Source organism: Polynucleobacter sp. CS-Odin-A6 (assembly GCF_018882095.1).
GTDB lineage: Bacteria > Pseudomonadota > Gammaproteobacteria > Burkholderiales > Burkholderiaceae > Polynucleobacter.
This window is the reverse complement of sequence record NZ_JACVPD010000001.1, coordinates 887,553-905,780: the sequence shown is the minus strand read 5'-3', so window position 1 is coordinate 905,780 and position 18,228 is coordinate 887,553. Positions and strand designations below refer to the sequence as shown.

Here is an 18,228-nt window from a genome sequence, read left to right as displayed (position 1 = left end):
CGCTTACAGGGAGTAGTACATATCGAATTCGATCGGATGTGTAGTCATACGGAAACGAGTGACATCTTCCATCTTCAATGCGATATAGGCATCGATCATGGAATTAGTAAAGACACCGCCACGAGTCAAGAACTCACGGTCTTTGTTCAAGGCATCTAATGCTTCTTCTAAGCTAGCACAAACAGTTGGAATCTTTGCATCTTCTTCTGGTGGCAAGTCATACAAGTTCTTATCAGCAGCTTCGCCTGGGTGAATCTTATTCTGAACACCATCTAAACCAGCCATCATCAGTGCAGAGAAGCAGAGGTATGGGTTAGCCAATGGATCAGGGAAGCGCGTTTCAATACGACGACCTTTAGGGTTAGAAACGTGCGGAATACGAATTGACGCAGAACGGTTACGTGCAGAGTACGCCAATTTCACTGGAGCCTCAAAGCCTGGAACTAAGCGCTTGTAGGAATTTGTACCTGGATTAGTAATCGCATTCAGCGCCTTAGCGTGCTTAATGATGCCGCCGATATAGAACAAGGCAAATTCCGATAAACCTGCGTAACCTTTACCAGCAAACAAGTTCTCACCGTTCTTCCAAATAGATTGGTGTACATGCATACCAGAACCGTTGTCGCCAACGATCGGCTTAGGCATGAAAGTTGCTGTCTTGCCATAAGCGTGTGCTACGTTTTGAATAACGTATTTTTGCCAAATAGTCCAGTCAGCACGCTGAACCAATGTGCTGAACTTGGTACCTAATTCATTTTGACCTTGACCAGCCACTTCATGGTGATGTACTTCGACAGGAATACCTAATGACTCCAAGATCAAACACATTTCAGAACGCATATCCTGGAATGAATCTACTGGAGAAACTGGGAAGTAACCGCCTTTTTTGCCTGGACGATGACCTGTGTTACCGCCTTCGATTTCAGCACCTGAAGACCATGGAGCTTCTTCAGAATCCACCTTTACAAAACAGCCTTGCATGTCAGCACCCCAACGGACGCCATCAAAAATAAAGAATTCTGGCTCTGGACCAAAAAAGGCGGTATCGCCTAAGCCAGTGCTCTTTAAATAGGACTCAGCACGCTTCGCAATAGAGCGAGGATCGCGATCATATCCCTGCATGTCTGATGGCTCAACAACATCGCAAGTAATGACTAGGGTTGGCTCTTCATAAAATGGGTCGATGTAACAAGCCTTCGGATCGGGCATTAGCAGCATGTCAGATGCTTCAATCCCTTTCCACCCAGCAATAGATGATCCGTCAAACGCGTGCCCGCTTGTAAATTTCTCTTCGTCAAAATGGGAAATAGGTACCGTGGTGTGTTGCTCTTTACCCTTTGTATCAACAAAGCGGAAATCAACGAAAGTACATTCTTTCTCTTTAACTAACTTCATCACATCAGCGACGGTCTTCGTCATGCAAATCTCCTCTATTAACTGAATTCGGAATACAAACTTAAGGTGTACACCCTTGCTCATTCCAGGCATTAAATATGCCTTTGCAATGCATCTAATTTACTGAAGCAAACAAACGGGAATACACATTATTGCACTAATTAAGTGCTCAAATAGTGTTCAAAAGTCTAAAAGACGCCATTATTGCACCAATTTAGTGCTTATGAGGATTGAGAAATATCATAAATTTCATAGCCCAAGGCCTCGGTTCCGGCACGAAGTGCAATCCAAGCGCTATCAAGAAGCTGGGCATTACCCTTAATCCCCAGCTCAATATGGCGATCCGCATAAATACTGCCCTTGGATGGATCGCCGACTGACGGAAGACTAAAGACTTTTACCCCAGGAAAGTTGACCTCAATACGCTCCATCAATGGGGTTAAGTTGGATTCAATGCCTTTGGGAACAATAAAACTCTGCTCCGCCCAGTTTTCTTGATGAAATAGATTTTGATAGTAGGCATCCAAGCACCAAGCCATCATTGGCGCAGCCATTACCGGAAAGCCCGGGACAAAATAGTGCTCTTGAATAGAAAAGCCCGGAATCTGATTGTAGGGATTCGGAATAATGTCGCTGCCCATCGGAAACTCACCCATTTTAAAACGATGTTGGTTCTCAGGAGTATTGAGATCCGCCTTGCTAGGATCTCCTTCCGCCATCGATTGAATACGTCCTGCGATCAACGATTGAGCAGTCGGATGCAATGCTGTTTTGGTACCTAAGGCTAAAGCAGCACACCGCCGAGTGTGATCATCTGGAGTGGCTCCAATACCACCTGTACTAAAGACAACATCGCCACTAGCAAAGCTCTCTTTGAGCGTAGCCGTAATTTGCTCGGGATCATCTGCGACATACTTCGCCCAAGAAAGGCTGAGACCACGTTCATTTAGGAGCTCAATCAATTTGCTCAGATGTTTATCTTGACGACGACCAGACAGAATTTCATCGCCGATCACAATTAATCCAAAACGACGCGCCTTCACATCAGGCACATCAATCGCAAACTGCTTTAATGCGTCAACCATGGCTCGGGAGCTCCCCATCAATTACATGTGCCTCAATATTGAGGGGCTGATCTAATTCTATTCTGCGCAACTCTTTTAAGGCTTCAAGCAAGTAATGGGCAAACCAAAGTGCAGCAAACACGAAGATCAGAGAATAGACCCAGAGCGCTACAAAGCTGACAATCGGAAACAAGACCAGCGCTAATGCTGAGGTAGCCCAAAAAAAGGTGGGTACAGCACCGAGCATGCCGGAGACAATCCCCATCGCCAACAGTGGCCAACGGTGTTGCTGCAAAAGCGTGTCCCGCTCTTGAGGACTGGCATGCTGTGCCAGCACGTCATAAGACATCAGACGCATCGTTAACCAACCCCAGATTAATGGTGGCAGTACTGCAACCAATGGCGGCAGCCACCATACCGGTAAAGTCAACATGACTAGAGCCAAGCAAATGAAAGCTGACCAAATGGTATAGATGAAGCTACCTAAGAGGCCCCCACCCTTTTTCTTATCTATGTCCTGATAGGCAGATTGGCGAGTCACCATTTTTACAATGGCTGGCACAGTGGTAAGGGCAATAAAGACCAGCAAGCTAATCGAGATCAAGGGGATTAATAGCATGACAAAAAAGAGTGGCGCAATCCATGCGCGTGCATTTTCAAAGCCTGCCCAAATCAAACCATCCTGAATCCAACTTGTAAAAATTGAGGTCGTCAAAAAAATACTGAGCAGTTCTAATGCAGGGGTCCAAGTTAGCCAAATGAAGCAGCCCCACAAGACAGACACAATCAGAAATGGACGCAAGCTCAGCCAGAGCATTTTGGGGTGCATGGTGCCAACCAAAGCTAAGCCAAAGGACTTCAATACCAGCTGCATGTTATCCATCTATTCCTATCAAGTTCCTACCAACATCCGGAGATGTGTAGAACATAATTAATGTTTAGGAAAAATTTCACGAGTAGCATGTTTCAAACTCTGCCACTGTTGCTGCAACACATGGGATGAGAGCGAGAGATCCCTCACACCGGTTGGGTGAACTAGCTTCGTAAAGATTGCCGTTTTGAACAACATATCCCACCAGGGAAATAAGACTCCAAAATTACATCCACCGAGAATACCGGGCTTTCCTTGAGCCTCATGACCATAACCAACTGCGTGATGCATACGATGAAACAGAGGAGAGACTAAAAAATACTTTCCTACTCCAAGGTCGACTTTAATATTGGCATGTTGCCAGCTTTGAATGAGCTGACTAATAACCACTAAAACAATAAATTGGCTTGGAGAAACACCAAACAACAAAGCAAAGAAAGCAAATACCAGCGCATGCATGATATCGTCCAAAATATGATTACGATCATCAGACCAGGCAGTCATCTGAGTTTGGCTGTGATGAAGGGCATGTAGTTGCCACCACCAATTAAAAGTATGTGAAGCGCGATGGTAAAGGTACTCTACAAAATCTAGTAATACCAAGTAGATGCAAAAGCTCACCAACGGAATCGCAGTGATCGGCGGATACCAAGACTCTACATTGAGCCTGCCGAAACGAAAGTCATGCAATACCGAGTCAATCCCAAAAAAGAATCCCGACAAAGCAATAAATATTAAGCCGTGAAAAATACCCAATCGATGAAAGAGCGTGTAAATCACATCCGCTTTAGAAGCATTAGAAGATCGCTCCTGAATCTCTGCAGGAGCAAGCTTTTCCCAGGTCCGCAAGACAACAACAATTAACAGAATTTGAATGCAGCCAAATAGAAACCAATCCAGACCATCATAAACATCCTCCGCCATTGCCATCAGATCAAACTGATACAAAATAGGGGTTGCAATATTGGTGAATAGAAATTCCTGAATACCGGCGTAAGCATCAGAAATTGGAGTGAGTAAATTAGGCCACATGTGTTTATTTTGACCTATTTATCCAGTTTTGGCAGAGTTGCAAAACAAAAGCCACGATTTTTGAGATTAATAATGAGTTGCTCTAAAACGGCCGGTGCCCAAGGATCCTTTCGGGACCAAATTCCCAGATGAGCCATCGCAATATCCCCATCCTGCATCTTTCTGCTCGCTTGATCCAGTAGCACCGGATTGGAGTGCGTCTGGGAACTTAGCTCATCACCCAAAAATCCCGCAGGACTCCAGCCAATATGCTGATAACCACACTGGGTTCCCATCCGAATGGAACGGGGCGATGCTTTACCGCCAGGAGCGCGCCAAATTTTTTGTAGGCTGGCATCAGTGAGCTCCTTAAATCGATCATCCACCCTTCTAATTTCTCGGCAGTAACTTGCTTCGTTATACAGACTCATGATCCCTGCCTTAGGACCAAATTGCGGCTTGGCAAAGATTTCTGCGCCAGGGCCGTCTTTAATAAAGTAGACATGATCGTAGGTATGGCTGCCAAAGTGATGACCCTCTTTTACGCGATCCTGCCAATACGACTTCCAAGAATCATCTAAGGCAAAATCACCGCGGCTAGTTTTTTCATTCGAAAGGAAAAAAGTCACTTTGATGTTCTGACGATGCAATATATCGGCGACTGTTTGCGCCACTGACATATTGCCGGTATCAAAGGTTAGGTAAACCGTTTTTTTACACTGCCCCTCTTGTGCAGAGACCAGGACTGGAAATATCGCCAATGAAAGTAGCGTCACCAATCTCGCCAAAGTCACTTTCATCTGCATGTACTGAAATTACTCCCAACCAGCGCGCGGGGTAAAGAATACGCCGTGCGGCGACTTACCAACTGGTATGACAGAGACCAGCTTCATAGAAGGGATATCAATCACGCCTACTTTTTTAGAGAAGCGCAGGGTCACCCATAAAGTCTTGCCATCAGGAGTAATCTCCATATCATCTGGTCCCGCAGGTAGCCCAGTAATATCACCGACTTTTTCTAAAGTCTGCATATTAATTAAGCTAATGGTTGAGGCAATGCGATTACTCACAAAGACGTGCTTTTTATCACCTTGCGGACGGAAGTTATGGGCTCCCTTACCAGTAAAAATTCGTTTTACCTCTTTACGATTTTTCCAATCGATTACCTGGACATTGTCTTCACCAGTAATGCCAACCAGTAAATACTGATCACCAGGCGTCATCCAAATGCCAGCTGGCACTTTACCCGTAGTCATTTTCCAAATTACCGTTTGAGTATCTAAGTCAATTGCAGCCAGCTCATTGGAGTCCTGCAAGGTAATGAACGCGATTTTACTATCTGCTGTAAATGCTACGTGACTTGGTGTCTTACCAAGCTTGATTGATTTGGCTAGCTTCAAATCGGCGCCTTGCGCATGATACACATCCACCCGATCTAAGCGATTACCGTTGGCAACAAACCATTTATAGTTCGGTGAGTAGCCAATATGGTATGGATCAATGATATCTGAGATTCTTCCTGTCAACTCACCGCTCACAGGATTCATTAGAGTCACATTATCACCAGCAGCGTTCGCCACCAGTAACGTCTTTTGGTCGGGAGTCATCATCAGATGGTGAGGCTCTTTACCAACCGGGACAGTCTTAATCACCTTACGAGTCGGCATATCAATCAAGCTCACAGTTGCCTCACCCGAATTTAAGACAATCGCTATCTTGGGCTCTGCCTTGGCATCCACTACTGATGATGTTTGAGCCAATACGGCGCCGTGAGGGCCAAGGAAGGCAAATGTTGCCAGGGCTGAAATAGCGCCAAATCTGGCTTTACTGATAAATATATGCATATCCTACATTGTAAGCAATTGAGCCCACTCTGGAGCGAGTGCAAATAGGCTCCTTTGACCTAACGCAAGCTAGCAAGCACTTTTTCGAGACGTTTGAGAGACATTGGGGTTGGCGTTTTTAACTCTTGGGCATACAAGGCAACCCTCAATTCCTCTAACTGCCAGCGAAAATCGGTTAGCGCCTGGTCTTCAGTCATTGCATAGGCAGCAGATCCACGACTACCTTGAAGAAGTTTTTGCCAAGGGCGAGCAACAGACTCCCACTCTTTTTGACACTGGGCATCTCTACTCGGATTGGAGCGCAACTTATCAATACGCAAAACAATAGCCTTCAGGTACCTAGGGAAATGAACCAGCTGCGCATAAGGCGTATCTGAGATAAATCTGGGAAAAATTAAGCCTTGCACTTGAGTCTGTATGTCCCCATAAGCGCTCGATGAAGCCGCTTTTGCCTGCGCCAGTTTTTTCTGCAGATCGGCATTGGCCTGTAAGGCCGCTAATGCATGCTTCGATATTTCTTGAGCGATTAAGGCTAAGCGGGGTTTTCCTGCTTGGAGACGCTCCGCGAATTGCTCCGCATTCACAGGTAATGGGTCATTCATAAATGCCCTCTCTAGAGCGAGATGGAGTATTTGCTCAATTAAGTCATCGACTGAACCTATATTGATAAATAGCAGACCAAGCTCACGAATTCCAGGGAGCTGTTTTTGCAGTGCTTTAAGCGTGTCTTTATTCGATAAAGCAAACAGTCGACGCAGGCCTTGCCAGTGATGTTTTCTAGCTTCAAGTAAATCATCAAATACTTCGAGATCACAGGCTTCAATCCGATCCACTAATGCGGGATAGCCAAATAAAGTGCGATTGCCCTTCTGAATTTCTAGCGTCTCAGGGAGCTCGCCAAAGTCCCAACTGCGATAGCCGCCCTGCTCTACCTTTTTCACCGCAGAGCTAGCGTTTGATGGATTCACTTTACTAGCTACGCTAGCATCGGTTGGCGCACTATCCGCACCCAGCTCTTCATGAATGGCTTGCTGAGCAATCGCCTGAAAGGCAGTACGAGCGGTTTCTCCATACTCCGCACGAAGCCGCACTAGATTTCGCTCTAACTCCAGTTGCCGTCCATGCTCATCGACTAAACGAAAATTCATTGAAGAATGGATGGGTAAAGCTTCTGGCCTAAAGTCGGAGCGTTTAATTTCTAAACCACGCTCCTGCCTGATATCAGTAATCAAGCTATCCAAGAAGTCGCCAATGCCAAACTGCCTTTCTGTCAGCCTCCGCTCTAGGAAGGATTTGGCATACTCTGGCAAGGGAACACAGTGACGACGTAATTTTTGGGGGAGTGACTTCAGTAAGAGCTGTATTTTTTCTTCACACATGCCTGGCACTAACCACTCACAACGGCGCCCATCCACTTGATTGAGCAGCGTCAAAGGCACAACTAAGGTGACACCATCTTTGGGACTGCCTGGTTCAAAGTGATAAGTCAAACTCAGATCACTACCGCCGACCATCATCTTTTTAGGATAACGATCTACTGTAATACCAGCAGCCTCGTGGCGCATTAAGTCTGCTTTAGATAAACGCAGGAGACTATCACTTGATTCCAGAGTGGCGTCGTCTTTTTGGGAAGTCTTTCTCAGCCAAGCCTTCATGCTCTCTCTACTGAGAACCTCTGGCGGAATCCGTGAATCATAAAAAGCAAATAACAGATCATCATCCACCAAGACATCCGGCCGACGTGAGCGATGCTCCAAGGCCTCGATCTCCTTTATAAGCCTGCGGTTATGCCAGAAAAATTCAAAACTACCAGGGTATTTTTTTCTGGCATCCGCTTCTGTTTCTCGCATTAATGCAGGAGTATCCATGCGTCCAAACATTTCTTCTTGGACTAAAGCCTGGCTAATAAATAACGTCCGCGCATCTTCAGGGTTATGTGCCTCATAACGCACTCGACGTCCGTGATAGATGGGTAATCCGTAGAGGGTGCCCCGCTCAAATGCCATGACCTCGCCTTGACGACTATCCCAAAAGGGCTCACTGAGAGACTTGATGAGGCGATGAGCGGCTACTTTTTCAACCCACTGAGGCTCAATCTTGGCAATCGTCCGCGCATACATGCGATTGGTTTCTTGAAGTTCCCCCGCCAGAATCCAAGCTCCGGCTTTCTTACCAATCGTGGAACCTGGCCAAATAAATGGACGGATACCGCGTGCACCAATGTAGCCACCAGTCTTACTACCACGCTCTTGTGATTTTTCATCCTCTTCTTTTTTAGCAACATAGCCTAACAAGCCAGTTAATAAGGAGAGATGGACCTGTTCATAGGTGGCAGCGGATGGATTTTCTTTCCAGCCTTTTTCACCCAACATCGTATGCAGTTGGCCATGAACATCCCGCCATTCACGCAAACGTCTTGGCGACAAAAATTTACTCTTGCAGAGATTTTCTAACTGACGATTGCTGTGTTTGTGTTTTAGTGCATCCTGATACCAATCCCACAGCTTGACATAGCTGAGGAACTCAGAACGCTCATCAGCAAATTGAAGGTGGGCTTGATCGGCAGCAGCAGCTTGGTCCATCGGTCGATCGCGGGGATCTTGCGTAGCTAGAGCAGAAGCAATGATGGTGACTTCACGTAATGCCTGTTGTTCTTTGGCGGCTAAGAGCATCCGACCGATCCGTGGATCGAGGGGTAGGTCTGCTAATTGTTTGCCAATCGGTGTTAGCTTGAAGCTGTGGTTGATATCCTTGATATCAGCAGCAGCCACATCGTCATACACAATTGCACCCAACTCATCTAAGAGCTGGACTCCATCGGCAATGGCACGACCCAATGGCTTATCAATAAAGGGAAATTCTTGAATTCTGGGTAAGCGCAGAGAGCTCATGCGCAGCAACACTGCTGCTAAGGAGCTGCGTAAGATTTCTGGATCAGTAAATTTGGCGCGCCCTAAATAATCCTGCTCGCTATAAAGACGAATACAAATACCATCTGATACGCGTCCACAACGGCCTGCTCTTTGATTGGCCGCCGCTTGAGAGATGGACTCAATCTGCAATTGCTCTACTTTATTACGATAGGAGTAGCGCTTGACTCGTGCTAGGCCGCTATCCACCACATAGCGAATATTGGGAACCGTTAAAGAAGTCTCAGCCACATTGGTGGTCAGAATGATGCGCCGACCATTACCTGGATTAAAGACGCGCTCTTGTTCAGCAACTGATTGCCGGGCGAAGAGACTCAAGATCTCCGGATGAAAGCGCTGTTGTAGTACATGGTCTTTTCTGAGGGTTTCAGCACAATCCCGAATTTCTCGCTCCCCCGGTAAAAAGACCAGTACATCACCGGCTCCCAATGCTCCCTCTCGCCACACATTAGAGATGGCCTCTACTACCGCGTCCGGAAGTTCTTTTACTTCCTTAAATACTTTCTTGCCATCCGGCTTTGCATCAGGCTCAAGCGGCTCATATCGCTGCTCTACCGGAAAGAGTCGCCCACTCACCTCGATTACGGGAGCAGATTTACCGTGCACCGCAAAATGCTCAGAGAAGCGTTGAGCGTCAATCGTGGCGGAAGTAATGATCAGCTTGAGGTCTGGGCGCTTCGGCAGTAACTGGCGCAAATAGCCCAATAGAAAATCAATATTGAGACTACGTTCATGAGCCTCATCGATGATGAGCGTGTCATAAGCGCGCAGCTGAGGATCGCGTTGCGTCTCTGCCAGCAAAATGCCATCGGTCATTAACTTGATCGAAGCACCTTGACTGGTCTTATCGGCAAAACGGATCTGGTAGCCCACATCCTGGCCAATCGGGGTGCCTAGCTCTTGCGCGATACGCTTAGCAGTCGCGGTGGCAGCAATCCGGCGAGGCTGAGTATGCCCAATGAGCTTGCCCCCATTCATGGTGCCTCTGCCAAGGTCTAAGCAAATCTTGGGTAATTGGGTTGTTTTACCTGAGCCCGTCTCACCACAGACAATGACAACTTGATGTGCGCTCAGGGCATCTTTGATGATTTGACGCTGGCCAGAGACCGGCAACTCCTCCGGAAAGCGAATCTCAAGTCGTCTCGGGGTGTTGGAAGCAGGCACAGTCGCAGGGCTTGCTTTGGGTTTTTGTTGGTTTATAGGCTCTTGCACCCTATAATTTTCTCACTATGCCAACAAATGCACCAAACCCCGGCTCAAATGCCGAAGAATCCAGCTCCAACTTTCCTTTTGTAGGATGGCTGCGTGACGTTGCGCCCTATATTCATAGCTTCCGTGAAAAGACCTTTGTTATTGCCTTTGCTGGTGAATTAGTCCAAGAAATTGGTCTAGAAAACCTGATTGAAGATATCGCCATGTTGCATGCCATGGGTATGCGGATTGTGTTGGTTCATGGCATCCGTCCGCAAATTGAAGAGCAGCTCATGCTCCGGAACATCAAGAGTCAGTTTGGCAAAAGCGCCATGCACAGTTATCGGATTACGGATGCCGCCGCCTTAGAGTGCTCCAAAGAGGCTGCTGGTGAATTGCGCCTAGATATTGAAGCGGCATTTAGCCGTGGACTTCCCAATACTCCCATGGCAGGATCTCGCATCTCGGTGATCTCGGGTAACTTTATTACTGCGATGCCAGTGGGTGTAGTTGAGGGAACGGATTACATTCATACCGGTCTGGTGCGCAAGGTCGACTCTACTTCAATCAAGCTTTCACTCGATAGCAATAAGATTGTGTTGCTATCGCCGTTAGGTTTCTCGCCAACAGGTCAAGCATTTAATTTGGCTTTTGAAGATGTCGCTGCTTCTACCGCTGCCGCACTCAAAGCAGATAAGCTCATCTTTTTAAGCCCCCATGCTGGCCTAAAGGATGCGGAAGGTGATTACATTACTGAGCTCTCCATGCCGCAGCTGAATGAGTATATAGCCAGTCACCAAGAGCTCGATCTGGGGCTGAAGAGCTTACTGAATATTGCTGGTAGAGCTATTCGGGCGGGCGTTAGCCGTGTGCACTTCTTACCTTGTAATCGAGATGGTGCGCTCTTAGAAGAGCTCTTTACTCATGATGGTATTGGCATGATGCTCGCCTCCTCCGATATTGAAAATCTACGTGAAGCCAATCAAGATGATGTGGGTGGCATTTTGCAGCTCACAAGTCCGCTTGAAGATGAAGGTATTTTGGCTGCTCGCGGTCAAGATGTGATTGAGCGAGATATTCAACGCTTCTCGGTGATTGAGCATGATCGCGTTCTGTTTGGCTGCGCCGCCCTCTTCCCCTTCCCTAATGGTGTAGGTGAGCTTGCTTGCTTAGCAGTGGATCCAGACGTCCAAGGCTCGGGCGATGGAGAGCGTTTACTGAAGCGGGTGGAAATGCGGGCAAAACTGGAGGGCATTAAAAAGCTCTTCGTCTTGACGACCAGAACGGAGCATTGGTTTTTAAAGCGCGGCTTTAAGCGTGCCTCCGTAGATGATCTGCCGGAAGAAAGAAAACAAATTTACAACTGGGATCGCAAGTCGATGGTTCTCACTAAAGAGCTTTAACTTCGGAGCTTTAACTTCGGAGCTTTAACTTCGGAACTCTGACCTCAGATCTCTAAACACTCAACAGTATTTGAAAGGTATTACAGATGGCACGCATGGTTCAATGTATCAAACTCAATAAAGAAGCTGAAGGGATGGACTTTGCTCCATTGCCTGGTGATCTTGGTAAAAAGATTTGGAATCAAGTTTCTAAAGAGGCTTGGGCAGATTGGTTAAAACATCAGACGATGTTGATTAATGAGAATCGGCTCAATATGGCAGATCCCCGTGCGCGCCAATATCTTCTCAAGCAAGTTGAAAAACACTTCTTTGAAGGTGGTGCAGACTTAGCTCAGGGCTACGTTCCACCTACTGAATAAATATTTTTGCTATCCCTTGACGATTGAGTTTGAGGGGAATAGGATGAATTGGTAGCTGGTCAGCTTTTGTGACTAACTACATTGGCGCAAGCCACTACACGTAAGCATATCTATATGCTTATTGGACATCAGGAACTCAATCTCTTCCTTTTGTCTCCGCCATGTTCTTCATGGCAAACAAACCCGATGGATCAGCTTGCTGCCCCGTCGGGTTTTTTAATTAGAAAGTGACTTTACTCACGCCAGCTGCATTACTCACCAGGAGAATGTTGGCCTTCTCTTTTGCGAACAAGCCGACTGTAATCACACCCGCGATTTGATTGATTTGAGACTCTAGTGCCAGCGGGTTTGTTATTTGTAGACCGGCAATATCTAAAATCCAGCCGCCGTTATCCGTTACAAAAGGCTCGCTCGGAGTCTGGTCTAAATCCGTACGCGTCACTTTGGCCATTCTGAGGCTCACTGTACCGCCCAGCTTTGCCAGCTCTTGAGCAACAATTCCCCTAGACAGAGGAATAATTTCCACCGGTAAGGCAAAGCTACCCAATACGGAAACCTGTTTGGAGGCATCGCAAATACAGATAAATTGCTTAGCCATGGAAGCAATGATCTTTTCTCGGGTTAAAGCACCGCCGCCACCTTTGATCATATGTCCAGCGGGATCGATTTCATCAGCGCCATCAACGTAAACAGGTAAAACATTTACGTCATTAGGATCTAAAACCTGAAAACCATGCTTTAGGAGACGTTCGGTAGTGGCATTGGAGCTCGATACCGCTCCAGAGAAATGACTCCGATAGGCTGCCAGGGCATCGATAAAGCAATTGGCAGTAGAGCCCGTGCCAATACCCAATACCTGACCAGCGGGAAGCTTTAACACCTCGTCACGCGCTGCCTCCCCTACCAATTGCTTGAGTTGATCTTGATTCATGGGCTTCCTAGATGCCTTTGTCTGTACTGGAACAGTGTTATTGATACATCTATCATATGATATTCAATATAAAGCCGACATTAATTAATCCCGATTGACGAAGATCCTGATGACCTCTCCTACTTCTACCCCAAGCCAACTGCAGCAACTTAAAAAACTGACGACCGTCGTAGCCGATACGGGCGATTTTGAGCGTATGGAGGAATACCAGCCACAGGATGCTACTACCAACCCTTCCTTGATCCTTAAGGCTGCTCAGCAAGCCAACTATCAGGCCTTGGTTCATCAGGTGAAATCAGCACACCCAGGCATGAAACCGGTTGAGCTGGTGGACTACATCCTGGTTGCCTTTGGACTCGAGATTTTGAAGATCATCCCTGGCAGGGTTTCGACTGAAGTAGATGCTCGGCTTTCATTTGATACCGAGGCAACGATTCAGAAGGCTCGGCATCTCATCTCACTGTACGAATCCCATGGCATTGATCGAAATCGCATCTTAATTAAGTTAGCCGGCACCTGGGAAGGCATTCAGGCAGCGAAGGTCTTGGAAGCCGAAGGCATTCATTGCAACATGACATTACTCTTCTCTTTGGTGCAGGCGGCTGCCTGCGGGGCAGTTCATGCAACATTGATCTCCCCATTTGTCGGGCGCATTACGGATTGGCACAAAACTAAACTGGGCAGCAATTGGAGTGATGCCATTCATGGCGGCGCTAATGATCCTGGCGTCACCTCAGTAAAACGCATCTTTCACTATTACAAACACTTTGGTATTGCTACTGAAATTATGGGTGCGAGTTTTCGTAACACGAATCAAATATTAGAGCTCGCTGGTTGTGACTTGCTCACCATCAGTCCAGAGCTTTTAGGTGATCTTCAGAAGAGCACAGCTGTGGTTGAGAAGAAGCTCGATGCTAGTCAGGCTGCAAGTGCTTTGGCGAGTGAGCAGATCTCCCCTCTGAAGCTTGATGAGTCTAGTTTTAGATTGCAGCTAAATAATGATGCGATGGCGACAGAGAAGTTGGCTGAAGGAATTCGGAATTTTTGTATTGATACTGATAAGTTAGAGCTTATCATCAGTGAATGAAAGAAATCACATGATTGTTCATTGCCCGCATTGCTCAAAAGGAAATCGTGTTCCTGCTGAAAAACTCAACCAGACTCCCATCTGCGGCGCCTGCAAAGAGGAACTACTTTCGCTACCAATCAATGCCACTGCAGAAAACTTTAATGAACTAGTGACCCAAACAGTCATGCCAGTGGTAGTGGATTTTTGGGCAACATGGTGTGCGCCTTGCAAGCTATTTGGACCTATCTTTGAGAGAGCTGCCATTGCCCATGCCAATCAAATTCTGTTTGTAAAAGTAGATACCGAAGCAGAAGAGCTTCTCGGGTCTCAATGGAATATCCGATCGATCCCCACCATCGCAGGCTTTAAAGGTGGCAAGGAAATAAAACGAGTAAGTGGCGCATTGCCGCCGGATGAACTAGCAGAGTTTTTAAAGCCGTTCATTAGTTAATGAATTCATCACTCGCGAATTTATTTCTTAAGCGTATTAATCCCTAATAAGCTATAGGCCGAGCAGACGCCCATCACTCCAGTAAACAAGGGCAGGATGCCAAACCATCCCCAAGGACCGATGACTTCGAAAGCAGCCAGACCCATCAAGATAATACCGATAGCGATTCGCAGGATACGATCAGTACGTCCGATATTGCATTTCATAGCGGCCTCTGGAGTAAATTGCGATTGAGACTTACTTAGGCTCTTTGGCTAAGCGTTGCCGAAGTGCCTCATACAAGCATACGCCACTGGCAACAGAAACATTCAGACTTTCAACAACACCCTTCATTGGAATGCGCACCAACTCATCGCAGTTCTCACGCGTTAAGCGCCGCATGCCCTCGCCCTCTGCACCCATCACAATGCCGATCGGGCCTGTGAGGTCAAGGTCATAGATTGATTTTTCTGCTTCATCATCGGTGCCAATTAACCAAACGCCGGCCTCTTGCATCTCTTTCATACTACGAACTAAATTGGTGACAGTAATGACAGGCATCACCTCAGAGGCGCCACTAGAGACCTTGCTCACTGTGGCATTAATTGAAGCTGAACGATCCTTCGGAATCACTACTGCATCTACACCTGCACCGTCAGCTACGCGCAAGCACGCGCCAAAGTTATGGGGATCAGTAACGCCGTCTAGGACTAGGAACATCACCTTATTTTGATTGCTTTCAGCATCTTCTACCACCTCAGTAATAGTGCGGGCAATCGTCATCTTCTCAGCTAGGGCTACCACGCCTTGATGGCGATCATGGCCAGCCAACTTATGCAGGCGCTCAGCATCAGCCGCATGTAATCTTTCTCCGAGGACTTCTTCAGCCTGCTTTAAGAAATCACCCATCCGACGATCACGCCGACTGGGATCAAAATACACTGACTTCAGACTATCTGGGTCTACCCGTAAGCGCGCTTGCACCGCATGAAAACCTACTAATATTTGCTTCATTTTTTACTTGATCTCGATTCTTCAGTACTACTTATTTACGTCGCGCCTTAGTACTCCGTACAGGGGGTTTTGTGCCAGCCGGTTTTCCAGTAGGTCTGATCGGTTTGCCCGTTTTTGAAACTTGGCTAGCACTTCGACCCGCCTTATTTTTTGATTGACTGGCCCCCAGATTACCGGCAGATTTAGCCGCATTGACATTGACACCTGCATGCTTTTGCGGCTCTTTGCTGCCAGAATGGCCTTTCTTGGCCGCGGCCTTCTTATTGGGTCTGCCAGTATCGCTTGCCAAGACAATTTGACGGCGATTGGTTGTACCCCCAGGCTCTAGACCAACTGACTTCACCAGGCTAAATTCGATCTTGCGCGCATCTAAATCAACACGGCTGACCAAGACATGGACGCGATCGCCTAAGCGATAACGAATACCCGTTCTCTCACCACGCAACTCTTGACGCGCTTCGTCGTACTGGAAGTAATCGCCACCCAGTTCAGTGACATGAATCATGCCCTCAACAAAGAGGTTTTCTAACTGAACAAATAATCCAAAAGTGGCTACGCCAGTCACGTTGCCGGCATATTCTTGGCCTAGATGATCACGCATATAGTAACACTTCAACCACGCTTCGACATCTCGTGAAGCTTCGTCTGCACGGCGCTCATTCGATGAGCAGTGCACTCCCAATTGACCCCAAATCGGCAATGCCGCATTAGCCCCCTTCGGCAGCTTAGGTGAACGTGAACCTGAAGCAGCAGCCTCTTTCGCATCACTAAGAGATTTCTTGGCATTTACGGCATTTTCACGACCCTTGCCTTTGCGAGGTAAGGTGAGATTTAAAGGAACGGTTGGCGGCAATGCCGGTACATAGGGCTTCTTGGCTAGGATGGCTTTAATCACCCGATGCGTTAAGAGATCCGGGTAGCGCCGAATGGGGCTTGTGAAATGAGAGTACGCGGGATAGGCCAGGCCGAAGTGGCCTTCATTATCAGGCTGATACATCGCCTGTTGCATCGCGCGCAATACAACTGTCTGCAACATATTCACGTCAGGGCGATCCTTGATTTCGCGCATGAGCTTAGCGAAATCTCTCGGCTTCGGCTTTTCGCCGCCATCTAGTGACAGACCGGAGGTACGTAATACCTGACGCAAGGTCATTAACTTCTCTTCAGAAGGCTCACCATGAACACGGTACAAACTCAGGTGCTTATTTTTATCAATAAAATCGGCTGCACAGACGTTCGCGGTCAACATACACTCTTCAATTAAGCGGTGCGCATCATTGCGAAGACGCGGCTCAATGCGGAGAATCTTGCCAAGCTCGTTACTGATAATTTGAGTCTCAGTGGTTTCAAACTCAATAGCGCCCCGCTTTTGACGGGCATCTAACAAGATCTTATACAGTAAATAGAGATTCGTTAATAAAGGTCTGAACTCAGAAAAGCGGGTTGCTTCAGGACCTTTACTATTTGACAGGATCTCCCACACGATATCGTATGTAAAGCGCTGTGCAGAATGCATTACTGCTGGATAGAACTGATATGCCAACACGATGCCATTATTGTCCACGACTGAGTCGCAAACCATGCACAGGCGATCTACTCCAGGATTTAATGAACATAGTCCATTAGAGATTTTCTCGGGCAGCATAGGAATGACGCGTCTCGGGAAATACACAGAGGTCGCCCGTAAGAGACCTTCATCATCTAATGGGTGACCCGGCTTAACATAATGAGAGACATCCGCAATGGCTACGATCAAACGCCACGCCTTACTCTTGCCATACATTACTGGTTCGCAATACACCGCATCATCAAAGTCGCGGGCATCAGCACCGTCAATTGTGACCAGTGGTACATCCCGTAAATCTACCCGACCCTCTAGATCCGCTTGCTGAACAGTATCCGGCAATGCCGCCGCCTCTTTTTTAGCAGCGTTTGAGAACTCATGGGGAACGCCATACTTACGCACAGCGATTTCGATTTCCATACCGGGATCATCAATCTCACCGAGCACTTCAACCACCCGACCAACCGCTTGTCTATAGCTATCGGGGTAATCAATAATTTCGACACTGACTACCTGGCCTAACTTGGCATCACCCTGGCCTTTTGGTGGAATCAAAATGTCATGGCCAATACGCTTATCTTCTGGCGCAACGATCAATACACCGTTCTCATTTAAGAGGCGTCCAATGACTACCTTGTTGGCATGCAAAATCACGTCAACAATTTGACCCTCTGGGCGACCACGGCGGTCCGTTCCTAATACTCTGACACTCACTCTGTCGGCGTGCATGACGCGCGACATTTCTCTTTCAGACAGAAAAACATCTTCTCCGCCATCGTCTGGGATTACAAATCCAAATCCATCTCGGTGACCTTGGACTGTACCTAGACGGTCAGCCTCTCGTGGGACCAAGTTTTTTGCTTTACGCATTCATTTCCTTCGGCAAAACATGCCTTATATTTCAATGTTGTTACTTAACTAGGCTACTGTATCAAACCATCAAGTCAGAAGGGAAAAAGCCCAATAAGGTGATGAAGTGAGCCAAACGGCATGTACCTTTATAATAACGGCTTGCCCAGGTGGCGAAATTGGTAGACGCACCAGCTTCAGGTGCTGGCGATCGTAAGGTTGTGGGGGTTCGAGTCCCTTCCTGGGCACCAAACAAGGTTTAATGGCGCTTTGCGCCTGTTACCAAAAGGCCATTGTGGAGAA

15 protein-coding genes and 1 tRNA gene are annotated in these 18,228 nt (G+C 47.3%); 5 read left to right on the top strand and 11 right to left on the bottom strand.

Translation table 11 applies throughout. From position 1 onward, the window contains the following. Positions 1-3: 3 nt before the first annotated feature. The 7 genes from glnA to hrpA form a co-directional block, all read right to left on the bottom strand. On the bottom strand, positions 4-1,419 hold the full coding sequence (gene glnA / locus ICN15_RS04635; protein ID WP_216201452.1) for a type I glutamate--ammonia ligase: 1,416 nt from the start codon (positions 1,417-1,419) through the stop codon (positions 4-6). 197 nt (positions 1,420-1,616) lie between these two features. Further along, on the bottom strand, positions 1,617-2,480 hold the full coding sequence (locus tag ICN15_RS04630) for a molybdopterin-binding protein (RefSeq protein ID WP_216201451.1): 864 nt from the start codon (positions 2,478-2,480) through the stop codon (positions 1,617-1,619). Next, positions 2,473-3,342, bottom strand: a complete 870-nt coding sequence (locus tag ICN15_RS04625) for an EI24 domain-containing protein (protein ID WP_216201450.1) — start codon at positions 3,340-3,342, stop codon at positions 2,473-2,475. The genes ICN15_RS04630 and ICN15_RS04625 overlap by 8 nt, the downstream gene beginning before the upstream one ends. A 48-nt stretch (positions 3,343-3,390) precedes the next feature. After that, positions 3,391-4,362 (bottom strand): sterol desaturase family protein, encoded by a 972-nt coding sequence (locus ICN15_RS04620; protein WP_216201449.1) that lies wholly within the window; start codon positions 4,360-4,362, stop codon positions 3,391-3,393. A 14-nt stretch (positions 4,363-4,376) separates the two neighbouring features. Then, positions 4,377-5,147, bottom strand: coding sequence for a polysaccharide deacetylase family protein (locus ICN15_RS04615; RefSeq protein ID WP_255532860.1), 771 nt, complete (start codon positions 5,145-5,147; stop codon positions 4,377-4,379). A 9-nt stretch (positions 5,148-5,156) separates the two neighbouring features. Beyond that, positions 5,157-6,185 (bottom strand): beta-propeller fold lactonase family protein, encoded by a 1,029-nt coding sequence (locus ICN15_RS04610; RefSeq protein WP_216201448.1) that lies wholly within the window; start codon positions 6,183-6,185, stop codon positions 5,157-5,159. Between the two features lie 59 nt (positions 6,186-6,244). Beyond that, positions 6,245-10,327, bottom strand: coding sequence for an ATP-dependent RNA helicase HrpA (gene hrpA / locus ICN15_RS04605; protein ID WP_370625403.1), 4,083 nt, complete (start codon positions 10,325-10,327; stop codon positions 6,245-6,247). 17 nt (positions 10,328-10,344) lie between these two features. Between hrpA and argA the strand changes: the two genes are divergently transcribed. Next, a complete protein-coding gene (gene argA / locus ICN15_RS04600) occupies positions 10,345-11,709 on the top strand; it encodes an amino-acid N-acetyltransferase (protein ID WP_216201447.1) in 1,365 nt (454 codons plus the stop codon). 86 nt (positions 11,710-11,795) lie between these two features. Continuing rightward, positions 11,796-12,068 carry an oxidative damage protection protein gene (locus ICN15_RS04595; protein ID WP_216201446.1) on the top strand — a complete coding sequence of 91 codons (273 nt, stop codon included), beginning with the start codon at positions 11,796-11,798 and terminating at the stop codon, positions 12,066-12,068. A 220-nt stretch (positions 12,069-12,288) separates the two neighbouring features. Here ICN15_RS04595 and rpiA read toward each other — a convergent pair whose 3' ends face one another. Continuing rightward, positions 12,289-12,999 (bottom strand): ribose-5-phosphate isomerase RpiA, encoded by a 711-nt coding sequence (rpiA, locus tag ICN15_RS04590; RefSeq protein WP_216201445.1) that lies wholly within the window; start codon positions 12,997-12,999, stop codon positions 12,289-12,291. A 109-nt stretch (positions 13,000-13,108) separates the two neighbouring features. Between rpiA and tal the strand changes: the two genes are divergently transcribed. Further along, positions 13,109-14,086: a transaldolase gene (gene tal / locus ICN15_RS04585; protein ID WP_216201444.1), complete on the top strand. Its 978-nt coding sequence runs from the start codon at positions 13,109-13,111 to the stop codon at positions 14,084-14,086. A 10-nt stretch (positions 14,087-14,096) separates the two neighbouring features. Further along, positions 14,097-14,519, top strand: a complete 423-nt coding sequence (trxC, locus tag ICN15_RS04580; RefSeq protein ID WP_216201443.1) for a thioredoxin TrxC — start codon at positions 14,097-14,099, stop codon at positions 14,517-14,519. Between the two features lie 20 nt (positions 14,520-14,539). Here trxC and ICN15_RS04575 read toward each other — a convergent pair whose 3' ends face one another. Genes ICN15_RS04575 through rnr form a run of 3 tightly spaced genes read right to left on the bottom strand, consistent with a single transcriptional unit; the run spans position 14,540 to position 17,946 of the window. After that, positions 14,540-14,725, bottom strand: coding sequence for a DUF2892 domain-containing protein (locus tag ICN15_RS04575; RefSeq protein WP_216201442.1), 186 nt, complete (start codon positions 14,723-14,725; stop codon positions 14,540-14,542). A 31-nt stretch (positions 14,726-14,756) separates the two neighbouring features. Next, positions 14,757-15,512, bottom strand: coding sequence for a 23S rRNA (guanosine(2251)-2'-O)-methyltransferase RlmB (rlmB, locus tag ICN15_RS04570; RefSeq protein ID WP_216201441.1), 756 nt, complete (start codon positions 15,510-15,512; stop codon positions 14,757-14,759). A 31-nt stretch (positions 15,513-15,543) separates the two neighbouring features. Continuing rightward, a complete protein-coding gene (gene rnr / locus ICN15_RS04565; RefSeq protein WP_216201440.1) occupies positions 15,544-17,946 on the bottom strand; it encodes a ribonuclease R in 2,403 nt (800 codons plus the stop codon). Positions 17,947-18,089: 143 nt separating this feature from the next. Between rnr and ICN15_RS04560 the strand changes: the two genes are divergently transcribed. After that, positions 18,090-18,176 (top strand) — tRNA-Leu (locus ICN15_RS04560). The last annotated feature ends 52 nt before the right edge of the window (positions 18,177-18,228 follow it).